Source organism: Streptomyces sp. NPDC007872 (genome assembly GCF_042868165.1).
Lineage (GTDB): Bacteria > Actinomycetota > Actinomycetes > Streptomycetales > Streptomycetaceae > Streptomyces.
This window is the reverse complement of record NZ_JBIAEA010000004.1, coordinates 523,464-543,694: the sequence shown is the minus strand read 5'-3', so window position 1 is coordinate 543,694 and position 20,231 is coordinate 523,464. Positions and strand designations below refer to the sequence as shown.

17 protein-coding genes are annotated in these 20,231 nt (G+C 74.3%); 3 read left to right on the top strand and 14 right to left on the bottom strand.

All coding sequences use genetic code 11. The features are described 5' to 3' along the window. Nucleotides 1-98 precede the first annotated feature (98 nt). From ACFYNX_RS17030 to ACFYNX_RS17015, 4 genes are all read right to left on the bottom strand, one after another. A complete protein-coding gene (locus ACFYNX_RS17030) occupies nt 99-1,088 on the bottom strand; it encodes a malate dehydrogenase (RefSeq protein ID WP_125659861.1) in 990 nt (329 codons plus the stop codon). Between the two features lie 106 nt (nt 1,089-1,194). Next, nucleotides 1,195-1,539 (bottom strand): hypothetical protein, encoded by a 345-nt coding sequence (locus ACFYNX_RS17025; RefSeq protein ID WP_388662171.1) that lies wholly within the window; start codon nt 1,537-1,539, stop codon nt 1,195-1,197. 213 nt (nt 1,540-1,752) lie between these two features. Beyond that, nucleotides 1,753-2,157 carry a DUF3017 domain-containing protein gene (locus ACFYNX_RS17020; RefSeq protein ID WP_388662169.1) on the bottom strand — a complete coding sequence of 135 codons (405 nt, stop codon included), beginning with the start codon at nt 2,155-2,157 and terminating at the stop codon, nt 1,753-1,755. A 22-nt stretch (nt 2,158-2,179) separates the two neighbouring features. Next, complete coding sequence (locus tag ACFYNX_RS17015) at nt 2,180-3,040, bottom strand: bifunctional methylenetetrahydrofolate dehydrogenase/methenyltetrahydrofolate cyclohydrolase (RefSeq protein ID WP_388662167.1); 861 nt, start codon at nt 3,038-3,040, stop codon at nt 2,180-2,182. Between the two features lie 250 nt (nt 3,041-3,290). Between ACFYNX_RS17015 and ACFYNX_RS17010 the strand changes: the two genes are divergently transcribed. Next, complete coding sequence (locus ACFYNX_RS17010; protein WP_365542444.1) at nt 3,291-3,926, top strand: hypothetical protein; 636 nt, start codon at nt 3,291-3,293, stop codon at nt 3,924-3,926. 87 nt (nt 3,927-4,013) lie between these two features. On the opposite strand, the gene ACFYNX_RS17005 is transcribed toward ACFYNX_RS17010, so the two are convergent. The 3 genes from ACFYNX_RS17005 to purN form a co-directional block, all read right to left on the bottom strand. After that, nucleotides 4,014-5,555, bottom strand: a complete 1,542-nt coding sequence (locus ACFYNX_RS17005; RefSeq protein ID WP_365542668.1) for a DUF2079 domain-containing protein — start codon at nt 5,553-5,555, stop codon at nt 4,014-4,016. Nucleotides 5,556-5,697: 142 nt separating this feature from the next. Then, a complete protein-coding gene (gene purH / locus ACFYNX_RS17000) occupies nt 5,698-7,263 on the bottom strand; it encodes a bifunctional phosphoribosylaminoimidazolecarboxamide formyltransferase/IMP cyclohydrolase (RefSeq protein ID WP_388662165.1) in 1,566 nt (521 codons plus the stop codon). Then, complete coding sequence (gene purN, locus ACFYNX_RS16995) at nt 7,238-7,867, bottom strand: phosphoribosylglycinamide formyltransferase (protein WP_388662163.1); 630 nt, start codon at nt 7,865-7,867, stop codon at nt 7,238-7,240. Before purN ends, purH begins: the two co-directional genes overlap by 26 nt. 368 nt (nt 7,868-8,235) lie before the next feature. Here purN and ACFYNX_RS16990 point away from each other — a divergent pair, with 368 nt between their 5' ends. Further along, entirely contained in the window at nt 8,236-9,045 is an 810-nt protein-coding gene (locus ACFYNX_RS16990) for a hypothetical protein (protein WP_388662161.1), read from the top strand. 8 nt (nt 9,046-9,053) lie between these two features. Here the strand turns inward: ACFYNX_RS16990 and ACFYNX_RS16985 are convergent, their stop codons facing one another. Beyond that, nucleotides 9,054-10,745, bottom strand: coding sequence for a DUF6350 family protein (locus ACFYNX_RS16985; protein WP_388662159.1), 1,692 nt, complete (start codon nt 10,743-10,745; stop codon nt 9,054-9,056). 119 nt (nt 10,746-10,864) lie between these two features. Here ACFYNX_RS16985 and ACFYNX_RS16980 point away from each other — a divergent pair, with 119 nt between their 5' ends. Further along, complete coding sequence (locus tag ACFYNX_RS16980) at nt 10,865-12,226, top strand: helix-turn-helix domain-containing protein (protein ID WP_388662157.1); 1,362 nt, start codon at nt 10,865-10,867, stop codon at nt 12,224-12,226. 161 nt (nt 12,227-12,387) lie between these two features. Here ACFYNX_RS16980 and sucD read toward each other — a convergent pair whose 3' ends face one another. The 6 genes from sucD to ACFYNX_RS16950 all read right to left on the bottom strand — a co-directional run bounded on the left by sucD (nt 12,388) and on the right by ACFYNX_RS16950 (nt 20,122). Continuing rightward, nucleotides 12,388-13,272, bottom strand: coding sequence for a succinate--CoA ligase subunit alpha (sucD, locus tag ACFYNX_RS16975; RefSeq protein ID WP_030218244.1), 885 nt, complete (start codon nt 13,270-13,272; stop codon nt 12,388-12,390). 21 nt (nt 13,273-13,293) lie between these two features. Further along, entirely contained in the window at nt 13,294-14,472 is a 1,179-nt protein-coding gene (sucC, locus tag ACFYNX_RS16970; RefSeq protein WP_125662210.1) for an ADP-forming succinate--CoA ligase subunit beta, read from the bottom strand. A 409-nt stretch (nt 14,473-14,881) separates the two neighbouring features. Next, nucleotides 14,882-16,084 carry a VWA domain-containing protein gene (locus ACFYNX_RS16965; protein WP_388662154.1) on the bottom strand — a complete coding sequence of 401 codons (1,203 nt, stop codon included), beginning with the start codon at nt 16,082-16,084 and terminating at the stop codon, nt 14,882-14,884. Then, the gene (locus ACFYNX_RS16960; protein WP_388662152.1) at nt 16,081-18,402 is read right to left on the bottom strand and encodes a DUF5682 family protein; all 2,322 of its coding nucleotides are present in this window, start codon (nt 18,400-18,402) and stop codon (nt 16,081-16,083) included. Before ACFYNX_RS16960 ends, ACFYNX_RS16965 begins: the two co-directional genes overlap by 4 nt. Beyond that, a complete protein-coding gene (locus tag ACFYNX_RS16955) occupies nt 18,399-19,556 on the bottom strand; it encodes an AAA family ATPase (protein ID WP_365542456.1) in 1,158 nt (385 codons plus the stop codon). The genes ACFYNX_RS16960 and ACFYNX_RS16955 overlap by 4 nt, the downstream gene beginning before the upstream one ends. Before the next feature lie 125 nt (nt 19,557-19,681). After that, the gene (locus ACFYNX_RS16950; protein WP_388662150.1) at nt 19,682-20,122 is read right to left on the bottom strand and encodes a hypothetical protein; all 441 of its coding nucleotides are present in this window, start codon (nt 20,120-20,122) and stop codon (nt 19,682-19,684) included. Nucleotides 20,123-20,231: the final 109 nt, after the last annotated feature.

The window sequence follows — 20,231 nt, the reverse complement described above, 5'->3', positions numbered from 1 at the left end:
GCGAGGCGGGAGCCCCCCGCCGGTGGAAAAGGCGGCGCCCCCGGTCCGTACGGTCGGTCGTACGGGCCGGGGGCGCCGGAAGTGCGCGGGGAGCGGGCTCAGATGAGGCCGAGCTCGCGGACCGCGTCGCGCTCCTCGGCGAGCTCCTGGACGGAGGCGTCGATGCGGGCGCGGGAGAAGTCGTTGATCTCCAGGCCCTGGACGATCTCGTACTTCCCGTCCTTGGTGGTGACCGGGAAGGAGGAGATGAGGCCCTCGGGGACGCCGTAGGAGCCGTCCGACGGAACGCCCATGGAGGTCCAGTCGCCCTCGGCGGTGCCGTTGACCCAGGTGTGGACGTGGTCGATGGCGGCGTTGGCGGCGGAGGCGGCGGAGGACGCGCCACGGGCCTCGATGATCGCGGCGCCGCGCTTGGCGACGGTCGGGATGAAGGTGTCGGCCAGCCACGCCTCGTCGCTGACGACCTCGGCGGCGTTCTTGCCGGCGATCTCCGCGTGGAAGACGTCCGGGTACTGGGTCGCGGAGTGGTTGCCCCAGATGGTGAGGCGCTTGATGTCCTCGACGGAGGCGCCGGTCTTGGCGGCGAGCTGGGACAGCGCGCGGTTGTGGTCCAGGCGGGTCATCGCGGTGAAGCGCTCGGCCGGGACGTCCGGGGCGGCGGCCTGGGCGATCAGGGCGTTGGTGTTGGCCGGGTTGCCGACGACGAGGACCTTGATGTCGTCCGCGGCGTGGTCGTTGATGGCCTTGCCCTGCGGCTTGAAGATGCCGCCGTTGGCCGCGAGCAGGTCGCCGCGCTCCATGCCCTTGGTGCGGGGGCGGGCGCCGACGAGCAGCGCGACGTTGGCGCCCTCGAAGCCCTGGTTCGGGTCGTCGAAGATGTCGATGCCCTTGAGCAGCGGGAACGCGCAGTCGTCGAGCTCCATGGCGGTGCCCTCGGCGGCCTTGACGCCCTGCGGGATCTCGAGGAGGCGGAGCTTGACCGGCACGTCCGCGCCGAGCAGGTGGCCGGAGGCGATGCGGAAGAGCAGCGCGTAGCCGATCTGGCCGGCCGCGCCGGTCACGGTGACATTCACGGGAGTGCGGGTCATGGCGATCTCCGTAAGACAGCTTGGCGGTGGGGGTCCCTGCCCCTGGTGCGGGATACCCCTCTTGATCGATCGGTGTCTCGACGTGAAGAGATATCCAGCGGTCAGGCTATCCGACCCGGGCCCTCCTGAATCCCCACCCCTTTGTGGTCCGGCTCACTGCCACCCGTCCGCGCGGGCCGTCCCACCGGCCCGCCGCGCAACCCCCGGTGCCGTCCACGAGGACGGCGCGTGCGGACGTCCGCGGGGCGGCGGCGCGGACGCGGTCGACGGTGACGGCGAGGGGGCCGCCGCGCTCCATGGCCTCGGCGTCGCACGCGGCCCGTTCGTGCCCGGTGCGCCCGGCGGCGGTCACCGCGCCCGGGCCGCCGCGGTCGGTCAGACGCCGGATCCGCTCCGTGGACGCGCGGGCCTCCGGGCCGAGTTGCTCCGGAAGCGCCTTCCAGCCGGGCATGTACGACCCCCTCGTCCGTCACGTCGGAGGACGGCCGCTCCGGGGGCGACGCGCGCCCCGCGCGGGTGACGACGTACCGGAATGGTCACTTCCGTGCCACAGCGCGCCGACGGGCCTTGAACCGGCATTGGCGCGTCCATGACCCTTGATCACGACGGCGCCCGCCCTCCCACGGGGGAGAGGGCGGGCGCCGCGTCCGTGCGCGTACGGGCCCTACGTCACCGTCAGGTGGAGGACGTCCTCCAGGAACGGGATCCGCAGCCAGGGCCCCGGCTGCACCATGAGCGCGAGCAGCACGATCAGGCCGCCCATCACCCCGTACGTGATCATGTCGGTGAAGCGGGACCGGACCGCCAGCATGCCCACGGACGGCACCGTCCGCCGCAGCACGGCGCCGAGCAGGAGCGCGGCCCCGACCAGGATCGCCCCCACGCGGAAGGACTGCGGGAACGCGTCCGCGCCCACCACGAGCAGTCCGGTCCCGGCGACGCAGAGGACCGCGATCAGCGGCCACTGGCGCGCGGGCGCCGGAGCGGCGCCGGGCGCGGCACGCCCGCCGCCCTCGGGGCGCGCGGTGTCGGTGGTGACGGTGGGCGGCCGCCGCGGTCCGCGTCGCATCCGGAGGCTCCCGGACGTCACGTCAGAGCGCCGCGGCCGCGCGCTCGGCGGCCTCGACGACGTTGACGAGGAGCTGGGCACGGGTCATCGGGCCCACGCCGCCCGGGTTCGGGGAGATCCAGCCGGCGACCTCGGCGACGCCCGGGTGCACGTCGCCGACGATCTTCCCCTCGGCGTTGCGCGAGACGCCGACGTCGAGGACGGCCGCGCCCGGCTTGATGTCCTCGGGCTTGATCAGGTGCGGGACCCCGGCCGCCGCGACGACGATGTCGGCGTTGCGCAGGTGCGCCGCGAGGTCCCGGGTGCCGGTGTGGCACTGGGTCACGGTCGCGTTCTCGGAGCGGCGGGTGAGCAGCAGCGGCATCGAGCGCCCGATGGTGACGCCGCGCCCGACGACCACGACCTCGGCGCCGTTGATCTCCACGCCGTGGCGGCGCAGCAGGGTGATGACGCCGTTGGGCGTGCAGGGCAGCGGGGCGGGCTCGTTGAGCACCAGGCGGCCCAGGTTGGCCGGGTGGAGCCCGTCCGCGTCCTTCTCCGGGTCCATCAGCTCCAGGACGCGGTTCTCGTCGATGCCCTTGGGCAGCGGGAGCTGCACGATGTAACCGGTGCAGGCCGGGTCCTCGTTGAGCTCCCGCACGACCGCCTCGATCTCCTCCTGCGTGGCGGTGCCGGGCAGCGTGCGCTGGAGGGAGGCGAGGCCGACCTCCGCGCAGTCGCGGTGCTTTCCGGCCACGTACTTCTGGCTGGCCGGGTCGTCGCCGACGAGGACGGTGCCGAGTCCGGGCGTGACGCCCTTCTCCCTGAGGGCCGCCACACGGGCGGTCAGATCGGACTTGATCGCGGCTGCGGTGGCCTTGCCATCGAGAATCTGGGCGCTCATGGAGCCATCTTCCCGGATGCCCCCCGGCTTCTTCCAATTCGCCGGCGCCGGGGGTTCCGGAAAGCGGAACGGAAGGTTGCACTTGCACAACTCCGTGACGTATCGACTGGACAAGAACTCGCCCTTGCGACAACGATGATCCGCGTAGTACCGCGGAAAGTGCCGGGGGGAAATCCGCTCAAATGCCGTGAAGGTCCTCCGCGCGGGCCGCGTCGTCCCCGCACAGAGAAATTCACGGAGGAATCCCGCGATGAGCTTCGGCGACCCGAACAACCCCTACGGCCAGGGACAGGGCCAGGGTCAGGGGCAGCAGCCCGGCTACGGCTACCCGCAGGGCCAGCAGCCGGGGTACGGCTACCCGCAGCAGGCCCCGCAGGGCGTGCCGCAGCAGGGTTACGGCTACCCGGCGGCCCCGCCGGTCTCCCCGTACGGCGGCTATCCGGGCGCGGTCGCCACGATGCCCGGCGGCGTGAAGGCCGGCCGCGTGATGCTGTGGATCCTCGGCGTCCTCCAGGTCCTGGGCGGCATCGTCATGATGATCGCGGGCGGCTGGATCGCCGACCGGATGGCGGAGGAGTCGACCGAGTTCAACAACACCGACGGCGCCGCGACCGCGGTCACCGGCGTCTTCGTCGTCATCGGCGTCTTCGTCCTCGCCTTCGGCGTCTGGGCGATCGTCATGGCCGCCAAGTCCGCCTCCGGCGGCAACGGCATCCGCATCTCCGCGATCGTCTACGGATCGCTCACGACCCTCGGCAGCGTCGTCAACCTGCTGGGCGCGAACCTCTTCGCCCTGGTCAGCCTCGTGCTCGGCATCCTGATCATCGTCTTCTACGCGAAGTCGGACGCCGCGGCCTGGTTCAAGCGCAACAGCCCGCGGTACTGACGGCGCCGTCGCCCGCGAGAGCCCGAGGGGCCGGGCTCCGTACCCCTTCCCGGTACGGAGCCCGGCCCCTCGGGCGCGTCCGGCCCGTCACGTCCTGCGCAGGACCGCGAACCCCTCGGAGCGGTGCGTGAGCGCGTACCGCGCCCGCGGATGCAGTTGCGAAGCCAGCCGCACCGGATCCGAGACCTGCTGCGACCAGCCGCGCAGGTCGTAGACCAGGTAGTCGGGGTCGACGTCCCCGGAGGTCCCGGCCCAGTAGACCCGGTGGTCCGCCGTCAGGTGGGCGAGGAGCGAGACGTCCGTCTCCACGCTCGCCCCCTCCGGCACCGCCGCCAGCGCCTCCCGGGCCTGCGCGACCCGCGCGTCCGCCCGGTACGTCTCCGGCTTCAGGAGCTCCCGCAGCGGCAGGTTCGCGGCGAGGACGAGCGCGACCGCCGTCGCCACCGGGACGACGACCCTCCCGTACGAGACGAGCCAGGCGCGCGGCGAGGTGCGCACCGCGCGGGCGCCGTCCACCAGGGCCAGGAGGACGACCGGCATGAGGACCGCGCTGTAGTGCCAGTGCATGCCCCAGTGGTTGGGGTCCTGGGAGAGGAAGCGCCAGCCCAGGGTCGGCAGGACGAGCAGGACCAGCGGGGAGCGCAGGGCGAGGAAGCCGGTGATCGCGAGCAGGTAGAGGACCATCTCCCAGCGCTCGCCCGAGGCGAGGGCGTCGCCGACGACCTGCCCGAAGGAGGTGTCGGCCCCCTCGCCCGTCTTCTCGATCTTGGACCAGTAGTCGTACTGGCCGAGGCTGCTCGCCGCCGGGATCAGGACGAGGACCGTGAGGGCGAAGGCGGAGACGCCGAAGGCGGCCAGGGCGGCGCCGAGCCGCCTGCTCCCCTTGAGGAAGAGGACCGCGCCGACCATCGCGACGGTGAGCCCCATGTCCTCCTTGACGAGGATCAGCGGGATCGCCCAGGAGGCGGCCAGGGACCAGCGGCCGAGGATCAGGGCCCGGCAGGTCAGGGCGAGCAGCGGGACGGCGAAGGCGATCTCGTGGAAGTCGGACCTCACCGCCTCCTGGAGCCCCCAGGAGAGCCCGTACGCGATCGCGAGCCCGAGGCCGGCGGCCCGGCTGCCGAGGACCTGCTGCGCGGTGCGGCCGACGACGACGGACGAGGCGGCGAAGAGCGCGGCCTGCGCGAAGAGCAGGGCGACCGGCGAGGGCCAGATCCAGTACAGCGGTGCGAGCAGGGCGGTGACCGGGCTGAAGTGGTCCCCGAGGATCGGGAAGCCGGGCCCCTTTATGTCGACGACCGGCGCCCGGAACTCGGCGTACGCGCGGACGGACTGCCCGAAGATCCCGAGGTCCCAGGAGGGGGTCCGGAAGTACGCGTACTGCACCCAGGAGTACAGGAAGTAGAGGGCGCACAGGACGCCCGCGACGATCAGGTACGGGCGGAGGGGGGCGGGAGAGAGGCCGGTGGGGGCCTCGGCACCGGCGGCGTCCGGGGCGTCCGGGGTCCCGGGAGCGTCCGGGGCGCTCGCGGGAGCGGGGATGACGGCGCCCGGAGTCCCGGCGGCACCCTCGACGGCCTCGGCGTCCTCGACGGCCTCCTCGGGGGACTTGTTCCCCACGTCCAACATCACGCCCCCATGAGCAGCGGCCGACAGAAGAGCAACCCATTAGAACAGAGACCGTTCGATCGGCTGATCCGCCGACACGACGCGGACGGCCCGCCGACCTCCCGGGAAGGTCGGCGGGCCGTCCGCGCCACGTGGCCGCGCGTCAGTGGAAGAAGTGGCGGGTGCCCGTGAAGTACATCGTCACGCCGGCCTTGGCCGCCGCCTCGACGACCAGCTCGTCGCGGACCGAGCCGCCGGGCTGCACGACCGCCTTCACGCCGGCCGCGGTGAGGATCTCCAGGCCGTCGGGGAAGGGGAAGAAGGCGTCGGAGGCGGCGTACGAGCCGCGCGCCCGCTCCTCGCCCGCCCGCTCGACGGCCAGCTTCGCGGAGTCGACGCGGTTGACCTGGCCCATGCCGACGCCGACCGAGGCGCCGTCCTTGGCGAGCAGGATCGCGTTGGACTTGACCGCGCGGCAGGCCTTCCAGGCGAAGGACAGCTCGGCCAGCTCCTCGGCGGAGAGGGCGTCGCCGGTGGCGAGGGTCCAGTGCGCCGGGTCGTCGCCGTCGGCCTGGAGGCGGTCGGTGACCTGGAGGAGGGCGCCGCCGTCGACCGTCTTGACCTCGACCGGGTTGGCCGGGGCGCCCTCGGCGCGCAGCACCCGGATGTTCTTCTTCCTGGCCAGGACCTCGACCGCGCCGTCCTCGTAGGCGGGGGCGACGATGACCTCGGTGAAGATCTCGGCGACCTGCTCGGCCAGCTCGACCGTCACCGGGCGGTTGACGGCGATGACGCCGCCGAACGCGGACAGCGGGTCGCAGGCGTGCGCCTTGCGGTGGGCCTCGGCGACGTCGGCGCCGATCGCGATGCCGCACGGGTTGGCGTGCTTGATGATCGCGACGCAGGGCTCGTCGTGGTCGTACGCGGCCCGGCGCGCGGCGTCGGTGTCCGTGTAGTTGTTGTAGGACATCTCCTTGCCGTGGAGCTGCTCGGCCTCGGCGAGGCCGCCCGTCCCGTCGACGTAGAGGGCGGCGCCCTGGTGCGGGTTCTCGCCGTACCGCAGGACGTTCTTCCGCTCGTACGTGGCGCCCAGGAAGTCCGGGAAGCCGCTGTCGTCGGCGGCGGCGTAGTCGGCGGCGAACCAGGAGGCCACGGCCACGTCGTAGGCGGCCGTGTGCCGGAAGGCCTCGCCCGCGAGCCGCTTGCGGGCGGTCAGGTCGAAGCCGCCGGACCGGACGGCGGCGAGCACGTCGGCGTACCGCTCGGGGCTGGTGACGATGGCCACGGACGGGTGGTTCTTCGCGGCGGCGCGGACCATGGACGGGCCGCCGATGTCGATCTGCTCGACGCACTCGTCCGGGGTGGCGCCGGAGGCGACCGTCTCGCGGAACGGGTAGAGGTTCACGACGACCAGGTCGAACGGCTCCACGCCCAGCTCGGCGAGCTGCTCGCGGTGCGACTCCAGGCGCAGGTCGGCGAGGATGCCGGCGTGCACGCGCGGGTGCAGGGTCTTGACGCGCCCGTCCAGGCACTCGGGGAAGCCGGTCAGCTCCTCGACCTTGGTGACGGGAACGCCGGCCGCGGCGATCTTCCCGGCGGTGGAGCCGGTGGAGACGAGCTCGACACCGGCCTCGTGCAGGCCGCGGGCCAGCTCTTCGAGCCCCGTCTTGTCGTAGACGCTGACCAGCGCGCGGCGGATGGGCTTAACGGTGTCCGTGTTCACCGACATGAACCTTTCGTCCCTCAATGCGGTAGCCGTGCCGGGCGAGACGCCCCACGACGTCGACGAGCAGCGAGCGCTCGACTTCCTTGATGCGCTCGTGCAGAGCGGCTTCATCGTCCGTCTCCCGCACCTCGACCACGCCCTGGGCGATGATCGGGCCGGTGTCGACGCCGTCGTCGACGAAGTGGACGGTGCACCCGGTGACCTTCGCGCCGTAGGCGAGGGCGTCGCGCACCCCGTGGGCACCGGGAAAACTGGGCAGCAGGGCCGGGTGGGTGTTGACGACCCGGCCGTCGAAGCGGGCGAGGAACTCCTTGCCGACGATCTTCATGAAGCCGGCCGAGACGACGAGGTCGGGCTCGTACACGGCGGTGGCCTCCGTCAGGGCGCGGTCCCACTCCTCGCGGCTCGCGTGGTCCTTCACCCGGCACACGAAGGTCGGGAGCCCGGCGCGCTCGGCGCGCTCCAGACCCGCGATCCCGTCGCGGTCGGCGCCGACCGCGACGACCTCCGCGCCGTACCCCTCGGGGTCGGCGGCGATGCCGTCGAGGAGGGCCTGAAGGTTGGTACCGGAACCGGAGACCAGGACGACGAGGCGGGCGGCAGCCACTGGGTCACTCTTTCCGTGGTGTTTGTGCGGTCGTACGAACGAATCGTGCCGCTCGATACGGGGAACCCTACGAATGGCTCGACCGTCAGCAACGATACCGGCACACCGGACGGCCCCCGCGGGACGGGGGCGGAGCAGGGCGGTAGCGTCAGGGTCCGACGCCGGACGCGCGCCGGACCGGCCACGGACCGGGGCCGGGCCGGGGGCCGGGCGGCGCGGCGGACGAGCGGTGTACGTACGCGGACGAGACAGCACGAAGCGGTACGAGCGGTACTGGGCAGCACGAAGCAGTACCGGGCAGCACGAGACAGCAGCGGAGACCACGGGTGCGGCCGTGGTCGAGACGACAGAGGGAAGACGTTCAGCAGATGCCGGAACGCCAGTCCACGGACGACAACAACCCGTTCGCGCCGCCGCCCGAGGGGCGGCCGGATCAGCCGTGGCAGCCGCGGCGGCCGGAGGGCCCGGACGACGACGCGTCCGGGACCCCGGACGCCCCGGGGCCGTCCGACGGCCGCTGGAGCCCGCGCCAGCCGGGCCCCTCCCAGGACGGCTTCGGCCGCGGACCCGAGCGCCAGGGCGGTCAGGGCGGCGGGCAGGGCGGGCCGGGCCAGGGCGGGTCCGGGGGCGGCCCGAAGCTCCGCTGGGATCCGACGGACCCGGCCCAGCGACGGGCGCGGTACGCGATCCTCGCCGGCATGTGGGCCTTCTTCTTCGCCCTCTTCGAGATCCCGGAGCTGGCGCTGCTCCTCGGCGCCCTCGGTCTCTACTGGGGGATCAGCTCGCTGCGGACCAGGCCGAAGCAGGGCGGACAGCGGGCGGCGGACGGGACCGGCGGGACCGTTGGGACCGCCGGGGCCGGCGGGGCTGCCGGGGCCGGCGCGGTGTCGCCGACGTCACAGTCGGCGTCCCAGCCCTCGGGACGGACTCCGGGGCAGGGCCCGGGGCAGGGCGCCTCCCCGGTGGCCGCCCCGGCGCGGGCGATGCGGACGGCCGCGATCAGCGGTCTGGTCGCCTCGGCCGTGGCCCTGGCGATCGTGGCGGGCGGCTTCACCATGCAGCTCGTCTACCGCGACTTCTACGAGTGCCGTGACGACGCCCTCACCCATGCGGGTGAGCTGGCCTGCAACGACCTCCTGCCGAAGCCGCTGCGGGCGGGCTTCGGGGTCCGGGAGTAGGCGGGGGCCTATGCGCCGGGGGCTTCGGAGTCCTCCGGGTTCTCGGAGTTCTTTGAGTTCTTGGAGCTCTCGGAGCTCTCGGAGCTCTCGGAGTCCTGGGTTCCCTCCGAGCCCTCCGAGCCCTTCACGTCCGGAGTCGGGTCCGCTTTCGGATCCGGCTCCGGATTCGTTTGCGGCCGGGACTGGGGCTGGGGCTGGGGCTGGGATTTCGGTTCCGGCTTCAGCGCCGGGGAGGGCTCCCAGGCCGCCGGGAGGAAGTCGTACGGCTCGTAGCCGGTGTCGCCGAAGGGGTCGCCGTACGGATCGCCGTACGAACCGCCGCCGGGGGCCGGGGTCCCGGCCGCCGCTCCGGTCCGCCGGAGGAGGCGGCCCCAGTCGAGGTTCGGCCTCAGGCCCGGGTTCCGGCTCCAGGCCGGACGCCGGACCCACTTCGGGAAGGGCTTCCGGGCGGTGGCGGCGCCCGTCGCCGCGAGGTCCGGGGCGGGGGCCGGAGCCGGTACGCGCTCCGCCCGCGGGACGCGGCGGCCCCAGGCCCGTACCCCCAGGGCCGCCGGAACGCCCGCGCAGGCGCCCCAGAGCACCACCGCCCCGCCCGCCTGCCACCACACCGGGCCGAACGCGGACAGCTTGCCGGAGCCGATCGGGCCGCCCGCCGCGCCCGCGAGGGCGGCGACGGCCGCCCCGCACGCCCCGGCCGCGCCCAGTGCCGTCAGCGCCGTGTCCCGGGCCGTCCAGGTTCGCGCCGAGCGGCCCACCCGGTGGCCCAGGAGCACGGTCGCGACCAGCGGGACCGCCACGGCCGCCCACTGGAGCCGGCCGCCGGGCCCCTCGGCGGGTACGGCGGCCAGGAGCGGGAAGGGCGGTACGGCCGGGTCCCCGGCGAGGCCCAGCGGGGTCGCGAGGGCGCCCGTGCCGAGGGCGAAGCCGGGCCCGAGGCCGTACGAGGCGCCCCACACGGCCGCGTTCGGCAGCAGTGCCAGGACGAGCAGCAGGACCACGGCCCGTCCCGACCACTCCCCCGCCAGGCCGAGGAACACCGCCTGCGCCCGGTCCGCGTGCCAGGCCAGCGAGGCCGCGGCGGCCGCCGCGCCGCCGGCGAGCAGGGTCACGAGCCCGAGCCCCGCCGCGCGCGGGAGGACCACCCACCGCTGCCCGGGGAAGGGGCGGCCGAGCGCCGTCCAGACCCCCGCCCCCGCCGCGCCGACGACGACGGCGGGCGGCCAGAGCCCGGCCGTGGTCAGGTCGGCGGGCAGCGGGCCGCTCTCGCTGTAGAGCACGACCACCGCCGTGACCAGCAGGTATCCCCCGGCCACCGAGGCGATCGCGCCGCTCGGGGAGGGGCGCGGCCGGTCCCGGCCCGCGGTGCCCCGGTCGAGGGTGTCGCGGGCGGCGCGGTGGACGAGCCAGACGGGCAGGGCGGTCAGGAGGAGCGGGACGACTCCGAGGGGCGCGGGCGGGCCGGAGAGGGTGTCCGTACGGATCAGGTCCACGCCGTGGGCGAGCAGCCAGAGGCCGGTGGCGGCGTGGAGGACGTCGCCGGGGCCGCCGTCGGGGAACGGGGAGCTGATCCAGGCCGCGATCACCAGGACCGCGAGGCCGCCGAGGCCGAGGCCGGCGGCGACCCCGCCCCGGACGCAGGCGGCGGCGAGCGCGGCGGAACGGCCGCCCTGGACCAGGGAGTGCTCGGTCACGTGGGTCACGGGGCCATGCTCCCAACGACACGCGCTTTCGCCGCGTAACAGGCAAACATCCGTTGTGTCGCTCAATATACGTTTATGTACTTTTCCGCCCAGAGAAGCTCTGCGGGAGGTCGACGCCCATGAGCCGGAGCACCGCGGATTCCAGCCCCTCCGTCACCCTGCCGACCCCCAAGGAGCGGCGCAGGTTGCGCGAGGCCCTCGCCCTGAGCGAGGAGCAGGTCGCCGAGGCCATGGGCGTCACGAAAGCCACGGTCAAGGCGTGGGAGACCGGGCGCTCGGCGCCCCGGGGCCGCAAGCGCGAGGCGTACGCGCGCCTGCTCGGCGCGGACGGCCCCTCCGGCCCGGCCGGCCCGGAGGCGGTCACCGGTTCGGAGGCGGTCACCGACCCGGAGACGGTCACCGGTTCGGGAGCGGTCTCCGGGACCGCCGGTCTCACTCCTTCGGCCCCCTCCTCCCCGGTTTCCTCCCGGCCCCCCGCCGGCGACCGGTCCGGGAGCGCCGCCGGGAGCGCCTCGGGGAGCACTTCCGGGAGCACCTCGGGGAGCGAGGCCGAGCGGGACGCCGAGTCGACGCGGGTCCTTCCCCCCGTACCGGCCGGTGACGGGGTCTCCATGCCGTCCGAACGCCTGAAACCGGAGGCGCCGGAGCCGGCGGAGCCGGTCGGGGGCCCGGCCGTGCCGGGCCTCACCCCCGAGGAGGCGTTCGACGCGCTGTACGCGCACGCTGCCCCCGGCCTCGTCCACCAGGCCTATCTGCTCACCGGGCGCCGGGCGCTCTCCCGGGAGGCCGTCGAGCGCGCCTTCCAGCGGGCGTGGCACCGCTGGCCCGAGGTCGCGGTCGACGCGGACCCGGTGGGCTGGGTGCGGGCGACGGCGTACGAGTACGCCCTCTCCCCCTGGCACCGGCTGCGCCGCGCCCACAAGCACCCCGACGCCCCGGCGGCCGAGGCGGGCCGGGGGGAGCGGGAGCTGGTCTCGGCGCTGCTCGAACTGCCGCCGCCGTACCGCCGCACCGTGCTGCTCTACGACGGTCTCGGCCTCGACCTGCCGGACACGGCGGCCGAGACGGAGGCGAGCACCCCCGCCGCCGCCCACCGGCTGCTGCACGCGCGCACGGTCCTCGCGCGGCGGGATCCCGGCCTCGCCGACCCGGAGGAGCTGCGCCGGCGGCTGAACGTGCCGGTCACGGAGGCGGCGGCGCTCCCGGCGGCCCGCGCGGTCCGGACCGGCAGCGAGCACCGGGCCCGCGCCTGGACGCGGGCGGTGGTGGGCGTGACGGCGGCCCTCGTCGTGATGACCGGCTTCACGGCGGTGACGGCGCCGACCCGGTACATCCCGGTGAACGCCCCCGGCGAGACCGTCAACGGGGTGCCGGTGCGCGGCGGCCCCGAGAAGCTCAGGCCCGAGGACGTGGAACTCCGCGACCGCCTGCGCTCCGAGCCCAACCCGGGCCCCGAGCGCCTGGTCCCGGTGGCCGGCTGACCGCCCCGCACGGCGATCCGTCCGTCCCGTACGCGAGTGGTCCGCAGGCGAGTGACCTGCCCTCCGTCTCGTACGCGCGTGGGCCCGTACGCGCGTGGGCCCCGCCCCCGCCCGGTTTCCCGGGAGGGGCGGGGCCCACTCGCTGTGCGGTGGCGGCTGTGTCAGCCCGCGAGGATCGCGCGCGCCAGCTTGGCCGTCTCGGTCGGGGTCTTGCCGACCTTGACGCCCGCGGCCTCCAGGGCCTCCTTCTTCGCCTGGGCGGTGCCGGAGGAGCCGGAGACGATGGCGCCGGCGTGGCCCATGGTCTTGCCCTCGGGCGCGGTGAAGCCCGCGACGTAGCCGACGACCGGCTTGGTGACGTTGGCCTTGATGAAGTCGGCCGCACGCTCCTCGGCGTCGCCGCCGATCTCGCCGATCATGACGATCAGGTCGGTCTCCGGGTCGGCCTCGAAGGCCGCCAGGGCGTCGATGTGCGTGGTGCCGATGACCGGGTCGCCACCGATGCCGACGGCGGACGAGAAGCCGATGTCACGGAGCTCGTACATCATCTGGTACGTCAGCGTGCCGGACTTCGAGACCAGGCCGATGCGGCCCGGCTTCGTGATGTCGCCCGGGATGATGCCGGCGTTGGACTGGCCCGGGGTGATGAGACCGGGGCAGTTCGGGCCGATGAGGCGGGTCTTGTTGCCCTTCTCCACGGCGTACGCGTAGAACGCGGCGGAGTCGTGGACGGCGATGCCCTCGGTGATGACGACCGCGAGGGGGATCTCGGCGTCGATGGCCTCGACGACGGCGGCCTTCGCGAAGGCCGGCGGCACGAAGAGGACCGAGACGTCGGCGCCGGTCTCCTTGATGGCCTCGGCGACGGTGCCGAAGACCGGGACCTCGGTGCCGTCGAAGTCGACCTTGGTGCCGGCCTTGCGCGGGTTCACGCCGCCGACGATGTTGGTGCCGTCACCCAGCATGAGCTTGGTGTGCTTCATGCCCGTGGCACCGGTCATGCCCTGGACGATGACCTTGCTGTCCTTGTTGAGGAAGATAGCCATGGCTCTGGTGTCCCTCGTCCCTTACTTCGCAGCCGCGAGCTCGGCGGCCTTGTCGGCCGCTCCGTCCATGGTGTCCACGCGCTGCACCAGCGGGTGGTTGGCGTCCGACAGGATCTTGCGACCCAGCTCGGCGTTGTTGCCGTCGAGGCGCACGACCAGCGGCTTGGTGACCTCTTCGCCCTTGGAGGCGAGGAGCTCCAGGGCCTGGACGATGCCGTTGGCGACCTCGTCGCAGGCGGTGATGCCGCCGAAGACGTTGACGAACACGGACTTGACGTCCGGGTCGCCCAGGATGATCTCCAGGCCGTTCGCCATGACCTCGGCGGAGGCGCCGCCGCCGATGTCGAGGAAGTTGGCCGGCTTCACGCCGCCGTGGTCCTCACCGGCGTACGCGACGACGTCCAGGGTCGACATGACCAGGCCGGCGCCGTTGCCGATGATGCCGACCTCGCCGTCGAGCTTGACGTAGTTGAGGCCCTTGGCCTTGGCCGCGGCCTCGAGCGGGTTGGCCGCCGCCTTGTCCTCCAGGGCCTCGTGCTCGGGCTGGCGGAAGTCGGCGTTCTCGTCGAGGGAGACCTTGCCGTCGAGGGCCAGGATGCGGCCGTCCTTGGTCTTCACCAGCGGGTTGACCTCGACGAGGAGGGCGTCCTCGGCGACGAAGGTGTCCCACAGGGTGACCAGGACCTCGGCGACGCCCTCGGCGACGTCGGCCGGGAACTTCGCCTGGGCGACGATCTCGCGGGCCTTCTCCAGGGTGACGCCGTCGTTGGCGTTGACGGGGACCTTCGCGAGGGCCTCGGGGGTCTTCTCCGCGACCTCCTCGATGTCCATGCCGCCCTGCACCGAGGCCATGGCCAGGAAGGTGCGGTTGGTGCGGTCGAGGAGGTACGAGACGTAGTACTCGGCCTCGATCTCCGGGGACAGCTCGGCGATCATCACCTTGTGGACCGTGTGGCCCTTGATGTCCATCCCGAGGATGTCCGTCGCGCGGGCGACGGCCTCGTCCGGGGTGGCGGCCAGCTTCACGCCGCCGGCCTTGCCGCGGCCGCCGACCTTCACCTGCGCCTTGACGACCGACTTGCCGCCAAGACGCTCGGTGGCCTCGCGCGCCGCCTCAGGCGTGTCGATGACTTCACCGGCCAGCACCGGTACACCGTGCTTGGCGAAGAGGTCCCTCGCCTGGTACTCGAACAGGTCCACGCGCGTCCGTCCCTTTTCTGATGATCGCGGTTCGTTGTCTGCGTGGGCGTGCCGCGGAGGGCAACGTGACTGCTCTGTCACAAGGGAGGCGTACACGGTGTCCGTGGACGCGGCATGTCCGTCTCGCAGGTTATCGCCGTGTGCCGTGCGGCCCTAAATCGCAGATCACAGGAGAGCGGTGATACGGGTCACAGGCCGTGCGGGCGGCGGGGCGGTCCGCAGGGGTCGCGGGGCGGCCGTCCGCGGCGGTCGTGGCAGGCGGGGCCCGGGATCCCGGCTGCTCACGGCGCGCGGGGCGGCGGGGTGAGGGGCGTCCGGGGGCCGCTGTGACATGGAACTCAGTCGCGCTCCGGCCACCCGTGCGGGTGGTCCGCGACGACGGATTCCGCACCCGGGAGCGCCCTCGTGATCAGGCGGGTATCGGCAGGGGGCGCTTCTCCAGGGCGGCCGCCATGACCTCCGGGAACAGGTCGGGGGTGCAGGCGAAGGCCGGGACGCCGAGCGCGGCGAGCGCCGCCGCGTGGTCGCGGTCGTAGGCGGGGGTGCCCTCGTCGGAGAGCGCGAGCAGGGCCACGAACCCCACGCCGGAGTCCCGCATCGCCGCGACCCGCTTCAGCGTCTCGCCGCGGACGCCGCCCTCGTACAGGTCGCTGATCAGGACGACGACGGTGTCGGCGGGGCGGGTGATGCCGGCCTGGCAGTGGGCGAGGGCGCGGTTGATGTCGGTGCCGCCGCCGAGCCGGGTGCCGAAGAGGACGTCGACCGGGTCGTCGAGCCGGTCGGTGAGGTCGACGACGGCGGTGTCGAAGACGACGAGCCGGGTCGCGATCGTCCGCAGGGAGGCGAGCACCGCGCCGAAGACGGCGGCGTGGACGACGGAGGCGGCCATGGAGCCGGACTGGTCGACACAGAGCACGACCTCCTTGCGCACCCCCCGGGCGGCGCGCCCGTGCCCGACCAGCCGCTCGGGGACGACCGTGCGGTGCTCGGGCAGGTAGTTCTTGAGGTTGGCGCGGATCGTGCGGTCCCAGTCGATGTCCCGGTGGCGGGGGCGGGCGGTCCGGGTGGAGCGGTCGAGGGCGCCGGTGAGGGTGGCGCGGGTGCGGGCGGCGAGGCGCTCCTCCAGGTCGTCGACGACCTTGCGCACGACGGCGCGGGCGGTCTCCCTGGTGGTCTCGGGCATGGCCTCGCGCAGGGAGAGGAGGGTGCCGACGAGGTGCACGTCGGGCTCGACGGCCGCCAGCATCTCGGGCTCCAGGAGGAGGGCGGCGAGGCCGAGCCGGTCGATCGCGTCGCGCTGCATGACCTGGACGACGGAGGCGGGGAAGTACGTGCGGATGTCGCCGAGCCAGCGGGCGACGGAGGGCGCGGAGGCGCCGAGCCCGGCCGTACGGCCCCGTCCGGCGCGGTCTCGGTCTCGGTCGTGGCCGTCCGGGTTCCGGCCGTAGAGGGCGGTGAGGGCTCCGTCCACGGCGGCGTCGGTGCCGGTGAGCGCCCGTCCGGTGCCGTCGGCGTCGCCCCCGCCGAGGACGAGCCGCCAGCGGCGCAGCCGCTCGTCGGCGGGGTCGGAGGTCGTGGGGGTGCCGGAGGTCGTAGGAGTCGTACGGATCATGCGGGGACCTCCGTGCCGAGGACGAGGTGGAGGAGGGGGAGGACGGCGTCCGCGCGCTCCCGGTCGGGGACGGGGGCGAACCCGGGCGCGCCGGGCGCGGAGGCGCTCGGGCCGCCGGCCCCGGGCCCCCGGGCGGCCAGCTCCCCGAGGGTGCGGCGCACGCCCGGCTCGTACGCCGAGAAGGTGCGGCGCAGCAGGGGCAGGACGTCGGTGAACGCTTCGGCGGGTACGGAGGTGAGCCAGGCGTCCACGAGGCCGCGGAGGCGCCCGTCGTGGACGAGGAGCAGTCCGCCGTCGGCGGCGGCACCGGCGAAGCCGTCGATCCAGGCGGCGGCGTCGGACGGCGGGGTGCCGGGCGAGAGGGCGCGGCTCATGAGGAGGGCTGCCCCGTCGTCGGGGATCCGTTCCTCGTCGAGGAGGAGCCGGGCGGCGCGGCCCCGGAGGAGACCGGGCACCCGGTCGTGCGCGGCGATCCGGTGCAGGACGCCGGCCCAGCGCTCGCGGATCCCGGTGGCGCCGGGGAGCAGGCCGAGGGCCCGGTGGACCTCGTCGATCCGCTCGCACAGGGGCACGGCGGCGTCGGCGCCGAGTCCGGCGCAGGCGGGCGGCAGGCCGACGCAGATCCGCTCGGCGATCCCGGCGGCGACCTCCCCGAGGGCGGCGGCGCCGGTGCCCCGCACGTCGCCGTAGCGCAGGGAACGCGCGAGGGCCGGGAGGGCGCGCGCGAGGTGGACGACGTCGGCGTCGAGCGCCGCCCGGTCCGCGAGCGCCCGCATGACGACGGGAAGCGCACCGGTGAGCCCGGCGAGGAGACAGTCCTCGACGAGGACGGTGACGTCGGCGAGGACGGTGGCGTCCCGGGCGCGGGCCGTGGCCCTGGCCGTGGCGGCGGCCTCGACGGTGGTGCCCCAGACGCCCGCCTCGGCGACCCGGACGTGCAGTTCGGGCTCCCAGCGCAGTCGCCAGGCCTCGCGGAAGGTGCCGGTGCCGGTGCGGCCGGCGACCGGTTCGCCCCAGGGGACGCCGAGGAGCCGCAGTCGGTGCAGCAGGCGGCTGCGGTCGCCGTCCGTCTCCTTGCGCAGGTCGAGGGCGAGTTCCCGCTCCTCCGCCTCGGGCTTGAGGCGGAGGGAGCGCTGACGGCGGCTCAGGTCGCGCTGGAGGGGGACGGCGGGGGCGCGGTCCGGCACCTGCCCGAGGACGTTCCCGACGACGAGGCGGTCCCGGACGAGGGCGAGCGGCACGTCGGAGCCGTCGCAGAGGACGGCGCGGACGGCGTCGGTGGTCTCGTCGAGGCCGGGCCGCGGGCGGCCGCGCAGCGCGGCGAGGGACTCGGCGAGCCGGACGGCCTCGATGACGTGGGCGGAGGAGACGGGGTGGTCCTCGGCCCTGAGGAGACCGGCGACCTCGGTCATCCAGCGCTCGACGGGCCGGTCGGGGGCGGTGAAGAGGTGCCGGTACCAGCCGGGGGCGTCGATGCCGGCGCCGTAGCCGGAGCGGCGGGAGAGCCTGCGGTGGGTCCAGGGGACCCAGGTCGCCTCGGTCCGCACCTTGGGCAGGCCCTTGAGGAGGGCCCGGTCGGCGGCGACGGTGGTGCGCAGGGCGAGGGCGGGGACGTGCCAGGCGCCGCAGACGACGGCGACGGAGTCCCCGAACTCCTTGCGGGCCTCCCGCAGCCGGAGCCTCATGTACGCCTCGCGGACGGGATCGCGGGGGTGGCCGCCGTGTCCGTACGCCTCGCGCAGGGCGCTCATGGCCTCGGCGAGGGCCCGGAACGGGGCGGCGGGGTCGCCGCCGCCGCGCAGCTCGACGACGTCCTCCCACCACCGCTCGGCGTCCTCGTACCCGGCGGCCCCGGCCAGTTCCGCGACGGGGTCGATCCGCGCCCCGTCCCCGGCGGCCTCCTCGCCGTCGTCCCAGGTGGGGTCGGCGGCCAGGGTGTGCGCGGCGGGCAGGTCGACGAACCGGACGGCGGCGCCCCGGTCCAGGGCCCAGCGGATCGCGACCCATTCGGGGGAGAACTCGGCCATCGGCCAGAACGCGGCCCGCCCGGGGTCGTCCACGGCGTGGGCGAGCAGGGCGACGGGCGGCCGCATGCCCGGGTCCCCCGCGAGCTCCACCAGCGCATCGGCCTCGGCGGGCCCCTCGATCAGCACCGCGGCGGGCCGCTCCGCGTCGAGGGCGGCCCGCACGCCCCGCGCGGACCCGGGCCCGTGGTGCCGCACCCCGAGCAGCAAGGGACCACCGGGCCCCGTGCGCGGGGCGCGGGCTCCCCCGGGGACCGCGGCGGAGGGCGGGGTCGTGGTGGCGGGCGGCGTCACGCGCTCACCTCGCGGCAGGCGCGGTAGAAGTCCTTCCAGCCGTCCCGCTCCCGGACGACCGTCTCCAGGTACTCCTGCCAGACGACCCGGTCGGCGGCCGGGTCGCGGACGACGGCGCCGAGGACGCCGGCGGCGACGTCGGCTGGGCGCAGGACGCCGTCGCCGAAGTGGGCGGCGAGGGCGAGGCCGCCCGTGACGACGGAGATGGCCTCGGCGGTGGAGAGCGTCCCCGAGGGGGACTTGACCTTCGTGCGCCCGTCGGCGGTGACCCCGTCCCGCAGTTCGCGGAAGACGGTGACGACCCGGCGGATCTCGGCCGCCCCGTCCGGCGGGACCGGCAGCTCCAGGGAGCGCCCGAGCTGCTCGACGCGCCGGGCGACGATGTCGACCTCGTCCTCGGGGGTGGCGGGCAGCGGCAGCACGACCGTGTTGAAGCGGCGGCGCAGCGCGCCGGAGAGCTCGTTGACGCCCCGGTCGCGGTCGTTGGCCGTGGCGACGAGGTTGAAGCCGGGGACGGCCTGCACCTCCTCCCCCAGTTCGGGCACGGGCAGGGTCTTCTCGGACAGGATCGTGATGAGGGTGTCCTGCACGTCGGCGGGGATGCGGGTGAGTTCCTCGACGCGGACCGTCGCGCCCCGGGACATGGCCCGCATGACGGGGCTCGGCACGAGCGCCTCCCGGTCGGGGCCGTGGGCGAGGAGCCGGGCGTAGTTCCAGCCGTACCGGACCGCCTCCTCGGGGGTGCCGGCGGTGCCCTGGACGAGGAGGGTGGAGTCGCCGCTGACGGCGGCGGCGAGGTGCTCGGAGACCCAGGTCTTGGCGGTGCCGGGGACGCCGAGGAGGAGCAGCGCCCGGTCGGTGGCGAGGGTGGCGACGGCGACTTCCACGATGCGGCGCGGACCGACGTACTTGGGCGTGATCACGGTCCCGTCGGGGAGCGTGCCGCCGAGGAGGTAGGTGGCGACGGCCCGCGGCGAGAGGCGCCAGCGGGCGGGCCGCGGCCGGTCGTCGGCCGCGGCGAGCGCCGCGAGTTCGGCGGCGAAGGCGTGCTCGGCGTGCGGCCGCAGGACCTCGGTGGAGGTCTGCGGCCGGCCCGGCGCGGTGTCCGTCTCGGCACCGTCACCGGGCTTCGCGATGGTTTCGGGCACGGGCATGGATCCCCCTCCAGATCGTTCGACCTGCTGTGTGATCCACCGTGCACCATGCCACTGACAATCCGATGTCACGGCTGGTCAGGGGCGGTTGGAGGGCCTGACGCGCCCTCCGGTCCCGGCGGGGGTCAGCCGACGACCGGGGAGACGGCGACGCAGCCGCCCGCCATCGCCTGCTCGGCCTTGGCCTCCTTGATGACCTTGCCGTTGTAAGTGATCTTGCAGGTGAGGTCGGAGGGGTCGAGCGAGACGGGCATGACGGCCGGCGGCATGATGCCCTTCAGCGTCACCGTCTTCTTCCACGGGGTGGCGGGCTTCTTCTCCGACTCGATCTTCGGCTCCATCGCGGTGCCGCCGCCGGCGTGGAAGTCGATGGACTCGACCGCGCCGCCGCTGACCTCGTACGTGACCTCGTAGGTCTCGTTCACGGACTTGTCGACCTGGTCGACGGCCTTCTCCGCGGCCTCCGAACAGGCGCCGAGGCCGAGGGCGAGGCCGGTGACGGCCAGGGCCGAGACGGCGGTGCGGACGGTACGGGTGGTGCGAGCGGTACGGGTGGTGCGCTTCATGAGAGTCCCCCTGGGCGTGTCCGGACGCGGAGGGCCGGGCGCGGCTCCCGCACGGAGAATCGTAAAGGAAGAGTAAAGCGACCTTCCCGTTCCCTTCCCCCTCCTCCGT